Raw genomic sequence first — 13556 nt, forward strand, 5'->3', positions numbered from 1 at the left:
GTGTTGATGAGAACGATCATTTGCAATGACACTATGTAAAAACAGATGCACAAAGAGAATTAATTGACTTATAGAAAATGATTCCTGTTCAGAACAGGAATCATTTTTTTATCCCTTTGGTATCTCGAGTGCTTATGTGTTGTGAAGATAGCAACGTTCTCTTAAAAGTCTATCTAACACTCCCCTGCCAGCTCCGCATCTGTCCAATGAAGCTGAACACCCTGGCGAATCAGCTGTGCCTGATAGGCGTGAAGATGCTTCGCCGAAGCCCTCACCTCTGAGGGCTCTACTTGCTGTGCAATGGCATAAGCGGCAAGGGTGCCAGCAGCCTCGCCAATATTCCATTCGGTGGGATGCAGACGGTAACAACCGTTCGCAATCTGGGTCATGGAAATATTTTTGCAAGCTGGGAGCAAGTTCTTGACTCGCACCGGGATGAGTGCACCCAGCGGAATCTCATAGGGATGGTTCGGTATATAAAAGGTCCGCTGGCTCACGGTTGTCGGATGGAGATCCAGATGATAACTGCCGACACCCACACTATCCTCGTAACGTTTGGCTCCCTCTGCTCCGCGCAACTCCTTGCTCACATCCTGCTCGATAATGGTATATACGCCTCGGATTCGCCGTGATTCCCGAATATACGGTGCTTTCGCGAGACCGTCTTCCGTACCGAGCACATCTCCACGCAGCCTTACGCCCGGATAACCCTTTCCGCCGTCCAGGCGGGGAGCTGCTGTCTGAAGCCAGTATACTAAGGAAAGAGTTAGTTGCCTCGCCCCTTCCAGATGCCGCTCTCGTTCCTCCGGCGATACGCCAATGATTGGCCCGGCGTAATAATCGTTCAGTGCCCAGTTGAGCAGCGTGACTTCACCATCATTCAGTGACTCTGTCCATATAGCCGGGTCAACGATCCGCCGATAATCCCACAGGGAGGTTATGCCCTGATCATTCGGGAACATCGTGAACTCTTTCAGCTTTGAGGTATCATTGGCATCCGAAGCGTACCAGCTCAGGATCGGATACAGTGAGAACGAGGGAACATACTGACGCCAGTAATCATAATCCCTCGGACGAGGGATCGTGAAGTCTCCTCCCGGCACATAATCCACTGCCGCCACATGGGTAATCGACTGCATGTCTAGCGGGTTCGCTTCATCCAGGGCATGTGGCTCACCCGTATCCCGCCGAGATTCCGCTCCACTTACATACTCTACTCCCGCAAGGGGAAGCAGATCACCGCATTCTGTAGCATCCAGATAATAGGCACCCTGGAGCTTAATTAATCCCCCATTTCGCTCTTCACGCACAGTCACGCCAGTCACCCGGTCACCTTCTGTGTCTACCTGAACTGGCACGGTATGATAGAGCACCTCGATCCGACCGGTGTTCACGTAAGGCGCAAGCATCTCATGCAAAACAGCAAGCGCGACCTTCGGCTCATGCGCCAAGCGGCTCACCCAGCCATTGCCGGGGTTAAGAACAGGATCGCTCTTGGCGACATCCGTAAGCGGGTAGTTCCGTCTGTAGTAATCTCTGACTCGGCTGCGGAACTCACGATACGATGCTGTACTGCCAGATTGTTCAATCCAGCGGTGCTCATCCGGCGGCACCGCCTGTGAGGTCAATTGACCGCCAAGCCAGTCCGTCTCTTCCGTCAAAAGTACCCGTAGCCCTGCCTTGGCTGCAGCCAGCGCAGCCGCAGTCCCGCCAAGGCCACCGCCAATAATGACGATATCACTGTGTTTCTCCTGTTCAATACTCAATGCCTTGTCTCCTCCCTGTCACTGCCTTCAGACCAGCCAACACCGTCCTCACGCAGGCGTTCCAAGGCCAGCTGCGCCGCCCCGAAACAGCCTGCCCAGTTACCGAGTTCAGCCACTGAAACCCGGTCTGCCAACCCGACACAGGATAACTTAGCGGTAAGCATCGGCCACCATATAGCCTGATCATGGGTCACACCGCCACCAAGAATAATCAATTCCGGATCTATCGAGGCAGATATATTCGCAATAACCGAGGCCAAATCAGATATGTAACGCTCTAGAATGTACAACGCTATTGCTTCTCCCTGGCTTGCAGCGGTCATAATCTCTCGGCCGTGAGTATACGTGTTGCCCTTCTGTTCCCGCGCCAGCCGCATCAGTGCACTACCGGAAATGTATTGCTCAACGCAGCCGCGTTTGCCACAATTACAAGGCCGACCGTCAGGCACCAGCACACAGTGCCCCCAGTCCCCACCGCGCCAGTCTACTCCACGTAACATCCTGCCAAATGCCATATTGGCCCCACCGACCCCAGTTCCGAGTGTCAGCATAACCAGGTTCTGCTTACCGCGGCCGGTACCAAGCCACGCCTCGCCGAGCAGTGCAGCATTGGCGTCGTTATCGGCAGTTGAAGGCAGGCCAAATTCCGCAGTTGCCCACTGTGTCAGTGGCATTCCCTGCCAGCCAGGTAAATTATTCGTTGCGTGGATAACTTCACCCGTTTCCACATTCACCCTTCCTGCCGAGGCAATACCCAGTGCCTTCACTTCTTCACAGCTAGACAACAGTTCACTTACTAACCCGCGCAGCTGGCCAAGTATGGCCTTCCGGCCCAACCGGGCCTCGGTTGCACATGTAGCCTCCACCAGAACGACTCCGGCTTCATTGACTACAAGCCCTTTAATGCCTGTGCCACCTACATCCACGCCAATGACCTGCGGCATTTGCTTTCCCCCTATTCACACAAACCCTTCAATATATACGGTCGATAACCGCCCTGGCCGTTAATTCCTTCATCTTTTTAGTCTCATCGCCATGCTCGCGCTCCAGTCCCTGGCAGAGCAAGTCGATAATAAACAGCTGAGAGATTTTAGCTCCTACAGAACCGCCTTCAAGGGGAGACTCCTTCCCCGCGGTCAAGAGCAAGATATCCGCAATAGAAGCAATGGGGGATTTGGCATAGTTCGTCATGGCAATCACCTTAGCCCCGTTTTGTTTGGCCTTCATCAGCATATCGTTGGTATCCAGCGTACTGCCGGACACGCTGATGCCAAAAGCCACATCACCTTCTCCCATCGTTACCGCCATCATGGACTGGATATGGCTGTCGGAATTTGCTTCCGCACGCCGCCCGATACGCAAAAATCGGTTCTTGGCATCCATGGCAGTAATGCCTGACGAGCCCACGCCGAAGAATTGCACATGTCGTGCGCTGTCCAGACACTTTACTGCCTGCTCCAACTGGCTGCGATCCAGCATACCCAAGCTGGATTGCAGCACACCCACCATCGAGGCATATAAATGGTCGGCGTAATCGTCCTCTCCCTGCTCGCCGTCTGGCTGGTTCTGCCGTTTCGGCAGCCCTTGGGCCAGCATGAGCTTGAAATCCTGATAGCCTTTAAACCCGATTTTACGGCAGAATCTCATCACCGTGGTCTCTCCGGTACCAGCAAAATCAGCCAGCTCAGTCACAGACAAATAGATTATATTATCCGGATTGTCCCGTACGCACCTGGCCACCTTCTGCTCCGACTTGGTCATGGAAGGATAATACGTATTAATTCGGTCATTCATCTCCATTACTCTTCATCCTCGCTTTTCGGGTCACTGCTGCGAACTGTCGGGTAATTAGCTGTGGCCGAGTTATTGCGGAGCCCACCACAACAGCGTATGCCCCCAGATCAAGCGCCTCTTCTACCTGAGAGGGTTTACTAATCCGCCCTTCGGCAATGACCGGAATCTTCAACCGCTGTGCACACATCCCCAGCAGCTCCAAGTTTGGACCTTCCTGCTGTCGCGAATACGGTGTATAACCCGATAGTGTAGTCGAAACACAGCTGACTCCAAGTGACTCAGCGTATAAAGCTTCCTCCAAAATGGAGATGTCTGCCATGGAAACCACCCCATTTGCGTTCAGATAGGCGGTGATTTGCTCCAATGTATAATTTTCCGGCCTGCTCTGGCGGGTCGCATCAAATGCAATGATATCCGCTCCGGCCTCCAGCAGCTCGTCAATTTCTCTGAGGGTTGGGGTGATATATACAGCAGAATCCGGGTAATTGCGCTTCACGATGCCAATAACCGGCAATGAGACGGTCTGCTTGATCGCACGTACATCTGCTGCACCATTCGCACGGATACCCGCGGCCCCTCCTTCCTCCGCAGCAGCCGCCATACGGGCCATCATCGCCGCGCCATGCAGCGGTTCGTCAGCCAGCGCCTGGCAGGAAACAATTAGCCCCAAATGCAGTTTCTCCAGCACTACCTTTGTCAGGGTTTCCACCCTCTCTCTTATATTCTGCTTTCCTTACCTGGGTTGGATGGTACGAATCGTACAGACAGGCCCACTTCGAACATCCGGTTCCATGGCATATAACAATCGGTAATCTGGATACTCCCTGCTGTAGTATCGATCCGCACAGTAAGCTCTTGTCGCAACCTTTCCTCTACTCGGGCAGCAACAAGGCCACGAGACCCATCGAGCAAGTACTTGCCATATCCCATCTCCTGCACCGGGCCATTGCTAAGTTCTCCCCGAACGACTGAACAATAGCAGACATCCTCAGCATAGCGGAGAGCGAGGAAATCAAGATGCGATTGTGTACGACCATAGAGCAGGTAGATCATGGCCTGCGAAATGACGGTTCCCAGCGAGTTGGAGCTGGTATTCCAGGCGGCATATCCAGCCAGATCAAATAACATGTCTTTTTGCCGCAGCATCTTGACCAGCTTCTGATCCCCACCATTGGCATATCCCACATCCGCTACAGCCACCGGCTTGTTCTTGCTCCTGAGCAGAAAGTGTCCATATTCCACCAGTTCCATCAGGTTTCGGTATACATCGTAGCTGTAAAAAGAATGCTGCTGCGACACCGCTTCCGCCATCGTCTCTCCGGGTGTGCTAATCAACAGCACCAGATCTGCTTCAGTCGCACTGGATGCAATCAACCCACCTGCAGCCAAAATCTGATATTTGAGCGTCTCATAGAAAAATCGATCCTCGAATAGCGGAGTAACAAACGCCCCCTGAACAGATGATAATCGTGGGTACACCAGCGGCATCCGGCCGCGAGCCTTATTCATCATTCTGGAGAGCAGTACGCAACCAACTTCGTCCGCACCAGGATACATGTAGACTTTAAGTTCCAGATCGAGGGCGGTAATCCGGGCTCGCACTTTCTCCTGATCCTTGGCTGTATGTCCATAAGGCGCCGAATCATCCTGCGGCACAATCATGAAGTCGATAATTCCTTCCTGGACCAGAGCCAGCACTTGCTTGTTAGCTTCAATATTTACGGCCCTGCGTCCCAGGTAATCTTCCAGCACTTCCATTGGTAGACGGTTATCGATATCGGCCAGCTCGCGGATCTCCTCATCCGTCGCAATCCCCAGCTCCATCCGATGGCTGATGAAACCTTTGCGAAAAATCTCTCTTCCCCAGTCGGCGTAATAATCCGGCTCCTCATCGGACAGGGAATATTGCGGGCAGCGCATAATCAGTTGGAATGCATACAGGGTTAGCTGCGGGTACTGCTGCTTGATCCCCCGAAGGCGCTCGAGACGCGCCGTCAGTTCATCCGGCTCCAACTGATGTAGCCGGGAAGGAATAATCCCGCCGTAGAGAAACGTATCCAAGGCAACGATTGCTCCATCTGCCCTTGCACAGCTCTCCTCAAACCAGGTCCATAACTGTTCCACATCGCCCGGACGTTTTTTTAGGCCCATGATTTCAAGTGGGGGACGCTCAACTTTGAATTCCGTTCCCTGTGCCAACAAATAAGGAAACTCATAATTGCAAGGCCGCTCATCTAACGGAACAAAGGTTAGCTTATACTGCTTCGGCATGAATGCGATCACCCTTTCTGTGTTTTTATCCTTTAATCGCTCCGGCGATGCCTTCCATATAGTATTTTTGGGTGAAAAGGAACACGATGATAATCGGCAGTACCGAGATCATGGTGCCGGCGGCAATCCAGCCGAAGTTATACGAGAACTGACCGTTCAAATACGTCAGGGCCGCAGCCAGTGGATATTTCTGCGGATCATCCAGCACCACAATCGGCCACAGGAAATTGTTCCAGAATGCCATGACCTCAAGCAAACCAATGACGGCAACCCCTGGTTTCACCAATGGCATGACAAGCTGCACGAAGATACGGAACTCGGAGGCTCCATCCATTTTGCCAGAATCCCGAATATCTGTCGGTATGCCCAGAAACGTTTGTCGCATCAGAAAAATGTTAAATACCGACACCGCGGCCGGAAGCACAACCCCAAGAAACGTATTGCCCAAGTGAAAGGCCTGAATCGTTAAATAATGCACAATCATCGCCGTTGCCGAAGGGATAATCATGGTCGAGATTAGCAGCGTGAACACCAGATTACGTCCCCTGAACCGAAAGGTGGCGAGTGGATACGCCGTAAGGCAGGACAAGAAGATGTTAAACACTACCCCAAGGAGCGTAATCACCACCGTATTTATGATGTAGCGTGGAAAATCCATGAACTCCCACACCTGCACGTAGTTATCGAAAGCGATGAAGGTAGGGAGAATTGCTGGTGGATTCGCGAACACATTACGACCAGGCATCAGCGATACGCTGAGCAGCCACAGAAAAGGACCCATCATAAACAGGGCAAGCAAAATCAACAGTACATAAATGATCAAATGACGAAGGGCTTTTTTCATTTTTTTAGACGAAAGCGTATGCCGAATCAATAGGTATTCACCCCGCCTCTCCGGTTCAGCCGGAACACCAACACACTGAGCGCCGCTACCATCACACTGACGATCAGCCCAAGCGCCGAGGCATACCCGAAATTGAATTGCTCCAGCCCTTTTTGGAAAATATATACGCTTGAGGTCAACGTGGACGTTCCCGGCCCGCCCTTGGTGAGAATATAGACCTCATCGAATACACGAACGGCACCCATCACCGAAATTACGGTGCAAAAAAGAATATGCGGCCGCAGCAACGGAAGCGTCACATGAATAATCAGTCTCAGCGGTCCAGCTCCATCCACTCTGGCGGCTTCATACAGATCTGCCGGAATACTTTGAAGCCCAGCCAGATAGAGCATCATGTAATAGCCGAGACCCTTCCACATGGTGATGAACATCAGCACATACAGCGCAGTACTGCTCGTGGAAAGCCAGGAGACTTGCTCACTGAGAATGCCAACCTTCAGCAGCAGGTAATTGACTACGCCGTTATTGCCCAACAGCCAGCTCCAGATCAGCGCCACTGCGACCATGGAAGTTACAACCGGTATGTAGTAGGCTGCCCTGAACATTTTGACACCTGGAATTCGGCTGTTAACCAGAATGGCCATGAGGATCGAAATGATTTGAATCACCGGTACAACCAGCACATACACCAACGAATTCCACAGCGAAATCAGGAAATTATGATCTTGAAAGGCCCGGGTAAAGTTATCCAAACCAACGAAATGTGTCTCTGTAATGACAGAATAATCGGTTAATGAGAGGGGTATCCCGTAAATAATCGGCCAAAAGGTGAAAACCGCCAGAAACAACAATCCCGGTGCCATAAACGCCCATGCAGCAAAAGATTCGGATCGAATCGCCTTGTACACGGCTACCGCCTCCCTCTCTTCTAGGATTGAGGGGGAGTACTCCCCCCTCATCAGACTGTACCGCTTAAGTTCAGGAATCTTGGTTAAGAATTTGGTTAACTTCCTTCTCCACTGCGTTCAAGGTTTCTTTAATATCTGCTCCGTTCATCAAAATTTCCTGCAAGCCGCGTGCCAATGCGGAGTTGATATCTCCTGCATTCGGTACGCCGACCATGTAATCAGTTGCTTTATCTAGACTTTGAGAGGAGGCTACCTTGGCTTCGGCTTCCAGCGATCCGTCGGATTGCGTAAAGAACGGATCTTCAATGGAGGCTTTGCTCGACGGCAGCGTGTTGGCTACCTTGGAGAAGGCAGTCTGGTTCTCTGCATTGGTAATAAAGGCGGCAAATTCCACCGCTTGCTCAGGGTTTTTGGATTTCTGTGGCACGACGAGATCCATGGAATTGGAGAGCCGGAGGTTCGCTTTGCCCGTTGGGAGCGTTACCGCAATCGTATTCTTGTAAACATCCGGTGCAGATTTCTTGATAAAGTTAATAAAGGTTGGACCCGACAATTGAAAAGCGACCTGCTCCCCGGAAAAATACTGGATCTGCTTGCTGAATTCCGCATCCTCCTTCAGCACCACGCCTTCGGCCATCAGATCACGCATTTGAGCGATCATCGCCTCTGCCTCCGGCGTATTGAAAGCGGCAGCCGTTTTGTCCTCATTTAGAATCGGGATGCCGTCGATTGGAAATAGCTTGGAAATAAGCTGCTGCGCATAACCGGCCACTCCTGTCTTTTCATGGACCTGACGGGCCCACTCCACGAGTTCCTCTCGGGTCTGCGGCGGATTTGCCGGATCAAGGCCTGCCTCCTTCACCAGCTTGGTATTCATGAACAGCACTTCGGTACCTGTGTACCAAGGAAGCGCGTAAGCTTTGCCATCCAAAACAGTAGAATTATAAATGCCTTCAAAGTAACTCTTCGCTTCCTCATCTGTCAGGTATTCGCTCAGATTCAGCAGCGCTCCCTTACTTCCCAATTGACTGGCGAATTCGGTATTGAGATTCACAACATCAGGACTTTTGCCACTGGCCGTGCTGGTCAATAAACGTTGCGAAATGGCATCATAAGGATAGTCCTTCCACTCGACCTTCACGCCAGGATGACTGCTCTCATACTTGGCAATCAATTCATTGAAGTAATCGTTGAACGTTGGCTGTAAAGCAATCGTCCAAAACTCCAGTGTCACCGGCTTTCCAGCTTCCGTACCCGTCTCCCCAGTGCTTCCCGGACTCGGCGTACCAGCCGTATTGTCATTTCCTCCGCAGGCGGCAAGCAGCATAGACATCATAACGACTAGCAGCAAAGAAACTGTGAAGCCCTTTCTGTTGGTGGTCACACAACATTCCCCCTCAGTTTGGTGTAAGACGGGAGCCGGCGCTTACGTCAGATTTCCTGGCTAATTACTCCATCTTTCCAATGGAGTATATGCAGACCCTGGAGTTAGAATGAAGTATTCTTCCAGAAATAAATTAAAAAAAGAAATAATTTTTCTTTTAGGCTAAAAAAACACAAAAACAAGCCAGTTCGATCCGTGAAAGGACCAAACTGGCTTGTTTGTTACGACTATATGTATAAGACAAGGCTGCAATCAAGCCGTCTCATTCTGTTTCTTCGGCTCTGCTTCGTAGACTTGGGTATGTTCATTTTCAGCCAAAACCCATTCTACCGTGCCAGGTTTGCGTATTTTCCACATCCAGGCCTGTACTTGAAGTGATCTCTTAACCCAGGCGAGGGACGCACAACGTTGCTCGGAACGAACTGATAATCCCCAGTGAATAACACGTGCGAGCCACCGGTTCACATACTCATTATGAGAACGCACAGATGGCAATTCATCGCGGAACAATCGCTGTTTCACATCCATAGGGGGCTGCCCGCATGTCCAATAATGAAGCAAAGCTGCCAGGCTATATATGTCTGACATCGGTCCCTGACTGGATTTCTCCGAGTAGAACTCAAGCGGCGAATACCCGGCCGATGTAAAGATCGCCTGTTTTTCCCCGGATTGTACAGGCCAGCGAGCCGCCGAACCGAAGTCCAGTAGTTTGGGCGTGCCGTCTTCCATCACCATAATATTGGATGGCTTCACATCACGATGAAGAATTCCCTGCTTATGAATATAGTCCAGTGTATCTACCAGCGGAAGCAATGTCTCCGTAATAAATACCGCGTCCAGCGCATGATTTCGCTCAATCAGATATTCGGTTAAGGTTATCCCTGTGCAATATTCCATAACAAGATACCCTGTGTCATTTTCTTCGAAATGATCCACATACGACACAATATGAGGATGATTTAGCGTGGATAACAGCTCTCCTTCTACCAAAAATGCAGCAAGAAGTTCCTGATACTGACCACTGAACCCCCGTGAAGAACAGAACACTCCCCGTTTGTCAGCCTGACGTGCTGCCAGCCTCTGGGGGAAAAACTCCTTGATTGCTACTTTTGCACCTGTATTCCGATCTCTTCCTGCATATACAATAGCCAGCTCACTGCTAGCCATGAGATGTCTTACCTGATATGTATCATTTAAAATTACATTGCGTTGCAATGCCATTTTACAATTGTCCTTTTTCATAACAGACCCTCTTTTCAACCTTGTCGATCGGAAGACTTGCCGCATGTTGCATCATTCGGTCCAACCAGACAGGCGTTTCATCGCCAACCATGTATATAAACCAAATGATGCAATTTGAATCACAACCATGCGGAAATATTTAAAAATTTCTAAATTTAATAATTCTTCTGTAAAAATTGCTGAATTTCTTGGTTCATCTGGATCAACACGTCTTGAGACGGGAAATGACCTGTGTCGTATTTGATTGCTTTGACATTCGGAATAATCTTCTGAGCTCTTTCAATGACCTTATCTGCTGGGAAAAAGACATCCTTCTCTCCCACCAATAGAAGTGTTGGCGATGCATAATTCACCAATTCCTCCTGCTCCGTAAGCTTGGGCATATCCTGCTCCAGACTGACGTATTTGAATATTTTCCCAATTATATTTTTATCTATTTCTTTCATACAACTGCATGACATGATATCCGCGATCTTTTGCAAAGAAGTTGGAGAAGAAGTCATTTTGTACGTTACAAGTGGCAACACGATATCCTGAGCCATCTTAATTTTGGATCCCACGGCCAGTCCAGCGGGTGCTACCAGAACAGAACATGCAATTCGGTCCGGAATGTAAGTTGCCAATCTTAGGATAATTCCGCCTCCAAAGGAAGGACCGATAAACGCACTTTTTTCGATCTTGTAGTGATCCAGCAAATCAGAAATCCACAAAGCCAAACTATCAAACCTTGCCGAAATTCGTGTTTCTTCACTGTAGCCTGGATGACCGATCGTATCCGGCGCGATAATCCGGTAATCTTTGAAAAGAGAAGAGAACCATGACAACGTCATCGGATTCACACAATTTCCGCCCTGGAGAATAAATAGCGGCTTACCGTCTTCTGGACCTGTTAATAAAACATGCGTTTGTCCAAAACGTGTCTCGACGTACTCTCGTGTAAAACCTTCGCCCAATTGCTCAACATACGCTTCGTATTCCTCAAGTATGCTGCTCTTGCCTTCTTCACTTCTATAAATGGAACTCATGTCTGCCTCCTGCAAAGTATACTCTTTCAAGATTTTATGGATTTTAAGGTCCATAAATATAAAAGAGCCCGCTGATGACAGGCTCCTTCATATGTGTAACTTATCATAATGAACTGATTATAGAATGGAAACTGGAAATTGTAAACATCGTTTCTCATAGAAAATTAATAATACAGAAATTGTAGAGAATTAGGGCTATTTTCGGCCGTAATCTGCCTTGATTTCGCCCCACTGCTTGGTCTGCCATTTTAGCACTTTATTGCTATACGTATTCGTTCGGAGCCACTGCTCAGCACGGTCAATCATCAGCCAGATCTCTTCGGTGGAAGCATCCCTTGCAAGGGTGGTGGACACCGCTTTTTGCTTCAACCATTTCATCGCATTGACGGAGTCCGTATATACCGTCTTACTACTGCCCTCTTTTTTGAGATACGCCAAGGCATGTACGATGGCCAGAAATTCCCCAAGGTTGTTTGTACCTTTGGAAATTGGCCCAACGGAGAAAATAATCTCACCCGTGCGGGTATCTACGCCTTTATATTCCACCGGCCCTGGATTCCCACGCGTACCAACATCAACCGAGATGCTGTCATAGTCAATTTCTGCGGAGGTCTCCATGCCCGCACTTCTTCCGCTACTGCCAGACTTCGTCTTCGAAGAAGCGCCTGAACCACTGGCACCCGTACCCCAGTTTCCTTTCCATCCTGCACGATATGCCTCTTCGGCGGCAGCTTTCGATTCATACGATTTATATTTTGCTCCGGTAAAATGATCCGTTTGTGCTTTGCATTCCGCCCATGTGCTATATACGCCAGGCTGCTTTCCTGCCCAGACGACATAGTATTTCTGCTTTGCCAATATGACCCGCTCCTTCGTTTGCTGCATTCAATTCCTTATTGTAAACGATAGGGAGGTGAGATTGAAAGAAGCGTGTTTATCTTATTCCTGCACTTGATACCTCCATTTCTTCAACATGTCTAATGCTACTTCCAGAAGCTTGCTTTGGTTATGTGAGATTTGCATTTCAATAATTGTTTGACACCTAAGGTTTTGTAAATCCGATAACTTATCCATCATTTGCTCCAGCAACATGAATGACTGCGCGCTCACTTCCAGACTGGAATCACCGATAAATGGAATAATGTTCTCAATATGTACTATGTAATTCAGGTTTTCAAGAGCGTATAGCAATGTGCCTCTGCTTCCTGATGTCTTGGAGTCTGTGATGACTTCAATTAACGGTTCGACTGCTCGATCATCTCCAATGTCAGATAAAGCGATAGCAATTGTGTTGCGTAGTATGGCGTTGTCCGTAGATTTCAGGAGTTCAATCAAGAAAGCGAATTGAGTTATATCCTTTTTTTCACCAATATATGATATTTGTTTAACAACGCCTTCCATATCTCCTTGGGAAAGATGCTTTTGTATCATGTTTGTATACATTGTACGTTGTATCACTCCTCATTTAGTTAGAAGAAAGCTCTCCATAATAATATCGGTCATTTCCTTATTTTAGGATGTAGTATAATGGTCCTTATCATGCCGGGACTATTTTCCTTATCCACATCTCTTGTCCTAAACAATTGTATATTTCAACCAGATCAGGAACAGGCTAAGAAATACGACACATGATTTGGTACAGAAAGGAATACAACCAATGGACTGGATATGGAAATCCATCTTGCTTGTACTGATTGGCATGATTCTGCTGCGGATTGCTGGACGTAAATCCATCTCGCAGATGAGTGTAGCCACAACGGTCATTATTATCTCGATTGGTACAACGATCGTGCAGCCCATTGCGAACCATGAGTTAGGCAAAGCGATCGGGTCAGCGACGGTATTTATCCTAATGCTTCTGATCGTTGAACAATTACAATTGAAGTATAATTGGTTTGAAAAACTGATGAGCGGAAAATCGAAGGTTGTTGTGGAAGATGGGAAGTTGAATCTGCCGAATTTGAAACGCATGCGCTTCTCCGTGGATCAATTGGAGATGCAGTTGCGGGAAAAAGGGATTACAAGTATTGCCGATCTGGAAACGGCCACGATGGAACCAAACGGTCAACTCGGTTACGTGCTCAAACGGCACGCACGTCCAGTAACCATAGGTGATTTGGAAGCACTCCTGAAGCAAGGTACGTGGCCCATGGAATCCAAGGAACTGTTCCAGGAGGTCATCCAGGATGGACACTCGCGTCCAATTGACTCCAAGATACAGTAAATGAAATAGTTGAACAGATATAGAGATGGCTGGCCGCAGGTGGCCCCTTTCTACAGCATGTAAAAAAGACACCCGAATGCCTTCAGGTGTCTTTTTTT

At 49.1% G+C, this 13556-nt stretch carries 13 protein-coding genes; 1 reads left to right on the forward strand and 12 read right to left on the reverse strand.

All coding sequences use genetic code 11. From position 1 onward, the window contains the following. Positions 1–173 precede the first annotated feature (173 nt). The 12 genes from A6049_RS29210 to A6049_RS29265 form a co-directional block, all read right to left on the reverse strand. On the reverse strand, positions 174–1760 hold the full coding sequence (locus tag A6049_RS29210) for an FAD-dependent oxidoreductase (protein ID WP_063567953.1): 1587 nt from the start codon (positions 1758–1760) through the stop codon (positions 174–176). A 2-nt stretch (positions 1761–1762) separates the two neighbouring features. Further along, entirely contained in the window at positions 1763–2710 is a 948-nt protein-coding gene (locus A6049_RS29215; RefSeq protein WP_063567942.1) for an ROK family protein, read from the reverse strand. A 28-nt stretch (positions 2711–2738) separates the two neighbouring features. Beyond that, entirely contained in the window at positions 2739–3566 is an 828-nt protein-coding gene (locus tag A6049_RS29220) for a MurR/RpiR family transcriptional regulator (protein WP_063567943.1), read from the reverse strand. Beyond that, entirely contained in the window at positions 3553–4260 is a 708-nt protein-coding gene (locus A6049_RS29225; RefSeq protein ID WP_240321578.1) for an N-acetylmannosamine-6-phosphate 2-epimerase, read from the reverse strand. The genes A6049_RS29220 and A6049_RS29225 overlap by 14 nt, the downstream gene beginning before the upstream one ends. Positions 4261–4277: 17 nt before the next feature. Beyond that, positions 4278–5831, reverse strand: a complete 1554-nt coding sequence (locus A6049_RS29230; RefSeq protein ID WP_063567944.1) for a DUF4127 family protein — start codon at positions 5829–5831, stop codon at positions 4278–4280. Positions 5832–5856: 25 nt separating this feature from the next. Then, the gene (locus A6049_RS29235; protein WP_063567955.1) at positions 5857–6675 is read right to left on the reverse strand and encodes a carbohydrate ABC transporter permease; all 819 of its coding nucleotides are present in this window, start codon (positions 6673–6675) and stop codon (positions 5857–5859) included. A 26-nt stretch (positions 6676–6701) separates the two neighbouring features. Continuing rightward, complete coding sequence (locus A6049_RS29240) at positions 6702–7583, reverse strand: carbohydrate ABC transporter permease (protein WP_063567945.1); 882 nt, start codon at positions 7581–7583, stop codon at positions 6702–6704. Between the two features lie 70 nt (positions 7584–7653). Next, positions 7654–8967: an ABC transporter substrate-binding protein gene (locus A6049_RS29245; protein ID WP_240321577.1), complete on the reverse strand. Its 1314-nt coding sequence runs from the start codon at positions 8965–8967 to the stop codon at positions 7654–7656. Positions 8968–9219: 252 nt separating this feature from the next. Continuing rightward, positions 9220–10209 (reverse strand): serine/threonine protein kinase, encoded by a 990-nt coding sequence (locus tag A6049_RS29250; protein WP_063567946.1) that lies wholly within the window; start codon positions 10207–10209, stop codon positions 9220–9222. Between the two features lie 155 nt (positions 10210–10364). Further along, positions 10365–11234 carry an alpha/beta fold hydrolase gene (locus A6049_RS29255; RefSeq protein ID WP_063567947.1) on the reverse strand — a complete coding sequence of 290 codons (870 nt, stop codon included), beginning with the start codon at positions 11232–11234 and terminating at the stop codon, positions 10365–10367. A gap of 195 nt (positions 11235–11429) precedes the next feature. Next, positions 11430–12092: a ribonuclease H gene (gene rnhA / locus A6049_RS29260; RefSeq protein WP_063567948.1), complete on the reverse strand. Its 663-nt coding sequence runs from the start codon at positions 12090–12092 to the stop codon at positions 11430–11432. 81 nt (positions 12093–12173) lie between these two features. Continuing rightward, entirely contained in the window at positions 12174–12677 is a 504-nt protein-coding gene (locus A6049_RS29265) for a HEAT repeat domain-containing protein (RefSeq protein ID WP_063567949.1), read from the reverse strand. A gap of 214 nt (positions 12678–12891) precedes the next feature. Between A6049_RS29265 and A6049_RS29270 the strand changes: the two genes are divergently transcribed. Then, positions 12892–13458: a DUF421 domain-containing protein gene (locus tag A6049_RS29270; protein WP_063567950.1), complete on the forward strand. Its 567-nt coding sequence runs from the start codon at positions 12892–12894 to the stop codon at positions 13456–13458. Positions 13459–13556: the final 98 nt, after the last annotated feature.

Origin of the sequence: Paenibacillus sp. O199 (assembly GCF_001636635.1) — a bacterium.
In the GTDB taxonomy this organism is placed as follows: domain Bacteria; phylum Bacillota; class Bacilli; order Paenibacillales; family Paenibacillaceae; genus Paenibacillus; species Paenibacillus marchantiae.

Excerpts from the sequence above, each read along its gene's own strand:
- A6049_RS29235 (WP_063567955.1), bottom strand. The coding sequence starts at position 6,675 with ATGAAAAAAGCCCTTCGTCATTTGATCATTTATGTACTGTTGATTTTG.
- A6049_RS29230 (WP_063567944.1), bottom strand. The coding sequence starts at position 5,831 with ATGCCGAAGCAGTATAAGCTAACCTTTGTTCCGTTAGATGAGCGGCCT.
- A6049_RS29250 (WP_063567946.1), bottom strand. The coding sequence starts at position 10,209 with ATGAAAAAGGACAATTGTAAAATGGCATTGCAACGCAATGTAATTTTA.
- A6049_RS29220 (WP_063567943.1), bottom strand. The coding sequence starts at position 3,566 with ATGGAGATGAATGACCGAATTAATACGTATTATCCTTCCATGACCAAG.
- A6049_RS29265 (WP_063567949.1), bottom strand. The coding sequence starts at position 12,677 with ATGTATACAAACATGATACAAAAGCATCTTTCCCAAGGAGATATGGAA.
- A6049_RS29215 (WP_063567942.1), bottom strand. The coding sequence starts at position 2,710 with ATGCCGCAGGTCATTGGCGTGGATGTAGGTGGCACAGGCATTAAAGGG.
- A6049_RS29255 (WP_063567947.1), bottom strand. The coding sequence starts at position 11,234 with ATGAGTTCCATTTATAGAAGTGAAGAAGGCAAGAGCAGCATACTTGAG.
- A6049_RS29270 (WP_063567950.1), top strand. The coding sequence starts at position 12,892 with ATGGACTGGATATGGAAATCCATCTTGCTTGTACTGATTGGCATGATT.